5 protein-coding genes are annotated in these 4,866 nt (G+C 56.0%); 2 read left to right on the top strand and 3 right to left on the bottom strand.

Annotated features, from left to right (window positions below; translation table 11 throughout):
• Positions 1-157: 157 nt before the first annotated feature.
• Positions 158-1,765 carry a ParB/RepB/Spo0J family partition protein gene (locus tag VMU57_RS02675; protein WP_325380515.1) on the top strand — a complete coding sequence of 536 codons (1,608 nt, stop codon included), beginning with the start codon at positions 158-160 and terminating at the stop codon, positions 1,763-1,765.
• An 8-nt stretch (positions 1,766-1,773) separates the two neighbouring features.
• On the opposite strand, the gene VMU57_RS02670 is transcribed toward VMU57_RS02675, so the two are convergent.
• Together VMU57_RS02670 and VMU57_RS02665 are read right to left on the bottom strand one after the other, a co-directional pair.
• Positions 1,774-1,968, bottom strand: a complete 195-nt coding sequence (locus VMU57_RS02670) for a hypothetical protein (protein ID WP_325380513.1) — start codon at positions 1,966-1,968, stop codon at positions 1,774-1,776.
• A 220-nt stretch (positions 1,969-2,188) separates the two neighbouring features.
• Positions 2,189-2,659: a hypothetical protein gene (locus tag VMU57_RS02665; protein WP_325380511.1), complete on the bottom strand. Its 471-nt coding sequence runs from the start codon at positions 2,657-2,659 to the stop codon at positions 2,189-2,191.
• Positions 2,660-3,002: 343 nt separating this feature from the next.
• Between VMU57_RS02665 and VMU57_RS02660 the strand changes: the two genes are divergently transcribed.
• Positions 3,003-3,794, top strand: coding sequence for a hypothetical protein (locus VMU57_RS02660; RefSeq protein WP_325380509.1), 792 nt, complete (start codon positions 3,003-3,005; stop codon positions 3,792-3,794).
• A 37-nt stretch (positions 3,795-3,831) separates the two neighbouring features.
• Here VMU57_RS02660 and VMU57_RS02655 read toward each other — a convergent pair whose 3' ends face one another.
• Positions 3,832-4,710 (bottom strand): hypothetical protein, encoded by an 879-nt coding sequence (locus VMU57_RS02655; protein ID WP_325380507.1) that lies wholly within the window; start codon positions 4,708-4,710, stop codon positions 3,832-3,834.
• Positions 4,711-4,866: the final 156 nt, after the last annotated feature.

The following is a 4,866-nucleotide window of genomic DNA, read 5'->3' as shown; positions in this document are numbered from 1 at the left end:
AGTCTGGAAGTCATCCAGCGCACCTCCGCCGTCATTCTCGCCGCACTACGCGCCGAGGAACCGGAGAACCCAGCCGCCTGATCCGCAACTCTACGGGCGGGTACTGGCTGTGCCCGCTCACGCTTTCACGCTCGACAACCTGATAAGGAGAATCGCAATGACTACAGCAGTGCAATCGCAATCGGAATATCGCAATCTGCCGCTTCTCAGCCTCACCGAGTCGGCCAACAATCCACGCAGCACGTTTGACGAAAAGGCACTTGATGAACTGGCAGAGTCCATCAAGGCGCAGGGCGTGCTCTCCCCGCTGGTAGTTCGGCCCAAAGGAGGACACAGTTACGAGATCGTAGCCGGAGCGCGGCGTTATCGCGCGGCGCAACGGGCCGGGCTGGAATACGTCCCTGTCCGCATCGCGGAACTCAGCGATGCGCAAGCGGTCGAAGTCAGCATCGTGGAGAACCTGCAACGCCGCGACGTGCATCCGCTGGACGAGGCGACCGGCTACGTTCGGCTTTTGGCGCTCGACGAGCCGAAGTATTCCATCGAACAAATTGCCGCCAAGTGCGGCAAATCTCCGGGATATGTACTCGCCCGCGTTCGCCTCGCACAACTTGCGCCTGCCGTCGTCCAAGCCTTCTCGAAAGACGAGATCGGCGTAGGCCATGCGCTCTTGCTGGCGAAACTTCAGCCGGAACAGCAGGAGCAAGCACTCGCCGCCTGCTATCAGGAAGCCTACGGCAATGACAGCAAGTCGAAGCGCATTCTGCTGCCCATCCGTCATCTCCAGCAGTGGATTGAACACAACATTCTGCTGGAGCTTGCCGCCGCGCCGTTCTCGAAAGAGGACACGCAGCTTGTGCCCGCAGCAGGTTCCTGCATCGAATGCCTCAAACGCACAGGACATAACGTTCTGTTGTTTGATGGCATCAGCCCGCGTCAAGACAGTTGCTCCGATCCAAACTGTTATGCCGCCAAACTGGAGATGCACGTCAAACAGACCGTCGCCGCAAAGCCCAAGCTGGTTCAGATCAGCACCGCCTACGGCAAACCCGCCGAAGGCAGCGCGGCGATTCCGCGCAACCAGTATGTCGAAATCCGGCAGGACAAGCCGCAGAAGAAGGAGCAGCGCGACTGGCCGGAATACAAGACCTGCAAGTCCACCACCGAAGCCATCGTCACCGAGGGCAGCGAGAAGGGCGAACTCCGCCGGATATGTGCCAATCCAGACTGTCCAGTACATCACCCAAAGAAAAAGCAGCAGCAGACACATGCCGACGCTGAGTTCAAGGCCGAGCGGGAAAAACAGCGCCGCGCGGAAGCACTGGCCCAGACTATCGGGTTGCGCGTACTGAAAGCCATCGGCGAAGCGGTTCCTGTGCGGCTGATGAAGCGCGACCTGCAGTTTGCCGTCGAACGGCTGATCACGATGCTGGACGAGCGCAAACTCGCTATCTTCATCCGGCAGCATGAGATCGGCCAGCCGAAGGATGCTGGCTCGCCAGCGAAATTGCTGGCAGCGTTTCTGCCGAAGGCCGAGGAAAGCACGCTGGGGCGCATTTTGGTGGAGACGGTCATCTTGCTCTCGATGCGTACCGCTGCCGATAGTGTAAAGGTGCTGCGCGATGCGGCGCAGAGCTACAAAGTGGACATCGAGGCAATCTCGGCGAAGGTCAAGCAGGAGTTCGCCGCGAAAGAAAAGGCCAAGTCCACAAAGAAAGCCGCGCCCAAGCCGCTAGCCAAAGCTGCGAAGAAAACCGCAGCCTAATCATCAACTCAATAGGAATAGTCTGCGGAGCCTGTAAGACAGGCTCCGCATCTTTGTGTCGTCTGTCCGCCTGCCCGCCCGTGTTCGATGCCCCGGACAAGCTCCGGGGCGACATTCTCAGCCCACCCGGCGTCGAAGCTGTTGCCGTAGTCACGACCATGTGATGTCGAGCCGATGCGACCGCACAGGTCGCCCTTTGTCATCACGCGGCGCATACCAGTGATGTACGTCTCGATACATCAGATGGGAGCCTTGGTGTTCCTTGAACTCCTCCGGCAGGAGACTGAGAAAAAACCTGTAGCCACACAATGAAAACATGCCCGCGAGCAGGTTGTTTCCTGTCGTCTTCGGAGTCAGGCTCAAACCCTGCTGGAGTGTGACTTGCTCACCATCGTGCGCGGCAGTGTACAGTCCGGCCTTCTCTCAAAATGCTGCCTTGCCGAACGCGATCTTTACCAACTCGTCATTCGGCAATCCAGGAGGATGTGAACCTTCCCCAATGATCCATTGGCCGCCATGACTGAAATTGATGAGCGTCTTGAGAAACCATCGTTCGAGCAACGCGCCGTCGATGGTGAACGTCTTGATTGTCCACCGTCTGCTCCGTAGTTTGGTTCGGACATGGAAGAGCTGCATTGACTCATCGAATGTTTCAAAGGCCCGCTTTATGTTGTCATCCAATTCGCTGAGTTCGCTGTTGTGCTTCTGGCAGAGAATCTTTCCCGTGAGTGCTGCCAGTCCTACCGTCTTCGGCTCATCCTTGCACCAGTGCAGACCGCTCACCGTGATGTTGCCGTCTGGAAATAGCGCCTGAGAGACCAGATGCTCCCGACTGATCTTGCCTTCACAGTCTCCTAACGATGCAGCCCAGCATCCTTTTGCGGTCGCGTCCATAGCAAGCCTCGATAGCACTGTGCCCAATCTGCGGTATTGCCTCGTGTTTTGAGCACGCACTAGATTATTCTGACATCATGCCCTGCCCTGAATACGACAAGTTGAACGATGACCGTTACAAAGCGATGATGCGCGAGGATATGGCTAGAGGCAGCTCGCGAAGCCATTATCCTCACAATTCCGAGAAGAAACGGCAGGAGGCCATTGCAAACGCCGTTCGGGAAGTTCATCAGGCTTATTCACGACGCAACGCGCACATCAGTGAGTGCGAAGCGTGCAAGGCGGACGGTCGTAAACCGGAAGAGTACGATTCACGCGGGCACTTCTAGGAGTGCGACGTTCGATGAACAAATCGACCTACGGTGAGAGCCTGTTTGAAGCCTATCTCGTATCGCAGGGAATTGCGTTTGAGAGAGAACCGAAGCTGCCGGGTGTCTCCCAACTCATCGACTTCGTTATCGACCATCCGACACACGGCAAGGTGTTGCTCGAAGTCAAGGACATCGTAAACCCGATGCCGGTGCGTGGCTTTAGCACATTCAATCCCTATAAATCGATTCGTGAGCACATCGAAGAGGGAACGCGGAAGTTCAAATCAACCGCAGACTACGTGTGTGGCTTAGTGTTGGCCGCTCCTCCGGGCAGCTTTGTGCAACTGAACGAACCCTCCGTAATGCTAGGCGCCATGTATGGCGATCTAGGCTTTCGTGTTCCGTTTTATTTGGGGCCGGGCGAACCGCCGGAGGGAGTAGAAGCCACGTCAGAGTTCTTGGTTGGCAACGGGAAGATGGTGAGACCGTCTCGTTTACAAAACACGCGCATCGCTGCCTTGATCTCAATCCAGGAGTACGCGGTCTGGCATCTGGCAATGCGGAAGTACATTCGTACCGATGACGGCAGAACGTCCCGTGAGCGGGTGCAAGACATCTACGACGGCGTTGCTGGGCTTCCCGAAGACACCGAAGCGAAGGAGACGGGGGTCATCGTTTGGGAGAATGCGGTCGCTACGAAGAAACTCCCGAGCGATCTTTTCAGAGGCGAGATGGATGCGTGGTGGAAAGTCTCTCCAGGCGAGCAGACATTGACCTTCGCCGGTGAACGGCGCCGGTCGCTGGGGGTCGATGATCGAAGATGACGAAGTTGGTATGCGTGCTGATTATGCAATCCGCTTCCTAAAGGCTGCCGGGATTCGCGTCGAACCAAGCTCTCAGTTTCTCAGTCGCGTTCAAAGCATACGGGAACGAGTGCAGCAGCAATCGAACCGATGAAGCAGACACCGTCGCGTTCATCGGGTGAACCGCATCGTTCCGTTGTGTGCGGATGGCCTCAAAGAGCGATGCCAGATGTGCGGACGCGCCTTCCGTTGCTGAGTATGGAATCAGTGCGGGATTACCGGCGGAACAGTCTTCAATCGTCTTCCTCACACAATCCAGAAGCGCGAAGAGCTGGCGCTTGCTCAGCGCCGTTTCGAGTGTGGTGCGTCGGCGCGATGGTTTCAGTGCATTCAACAGGGATGCTGTCAGCAGATACACGGCTTTCTCGGACGCGGCGCCCACCATCACAGCAGCCGCGAAAAACGCCTCACGGTTGAATGCCGTTAGAGCTTCCAGGATGTATTGTTCGATCACATCGTCCAGAGTGCCAACGTGCTTTCTCAGGAACTTCATGTACCCTGCTACCTCTTCAGGAATTGGTTCGGCGCCTTTAACCCATTGCAGACCGCGCTCTGTCCAGCGATACGAATCTGAGCGCAGAGGAAAGTTTATAAAGTCATTCGTCGGCTGCGGGGAAATATACCCAGCATTTAGAAGATAGAAAAATCCCTCCGTGGCAGCATTTCGCAGGGCGATGGGGGCCTGTTCAAATAGATATCTTTGATACGAGTAGTTCTGATGAGGTAGGGGTTTGACAACACCTGGATCAGTGATAGCTTCCAATTCTCCCCAGAGACGTTCATGAAAAATCTTGCAGCTTAAATCGCCCATCTGTTTCTTGAACGAGGCGCGTACCAACTGGAGAATCCGTTCGACACTGTAGTTTGCTTGGCTCACTGTACTGTTTCCTTCCGGCTACCTCAGTCTAGCGCCTGGCGGAGAAGTAATCTGTTGCGGCTACATTGTGGATCACGCTGAACGAAACGAATCTACGAAGGTTTGAACTGTTCGACACAATCTGGCATCATTGACCGTAAGTGAACGGGGCCTTAT

Source organism: Edaphobacter sp., assembly GCF_035532915.1.
Classification (GTDB): Bacteria; Acidobacteriota; Terriglobia; order Terriglobales; family Acidobacteriaceae; genus Edaphobacter.
The sequence above is the reverse complement of the archived record's forward strand: the minus strand, read 5'-3'. Positions and strand labels throughout refer to the sequence as shown.

What these genes read in the sequence shown, in the direction of transcription:
- VMU57_RS02675 (WP_325380515.1), top strand. Translation starts at nt 158, where the DNA reads ATGACTACAGCAGTGCAATCGCAATCGGAATATCGCAATCTGCCGCTT.
- VMU57_RS02670 (WP_325380513.1), bottom strand. Translation starts at nt 1,968, where the DNA reads ATGACAAAGGGCGACCTGTGCGGTCGCATCGGCTCGACATCACATGGT.
- VMU57_RS02665 (WP_325380511.1), bottom strand. Translation starts at nt 2,659, where the DNA reads ATGGACGCGACCGCAAAAGGATGCTGGGCTGCATCGTTAGGAGACTGT.
- VMU57_RS02660 (WP_325380509.1), top strand. Translation starts at nt 3,003, where the DNA reads ATGAACAAATCGACCTACGGTGAGAGCCTGTTTGAAGCCTATCTCGTA.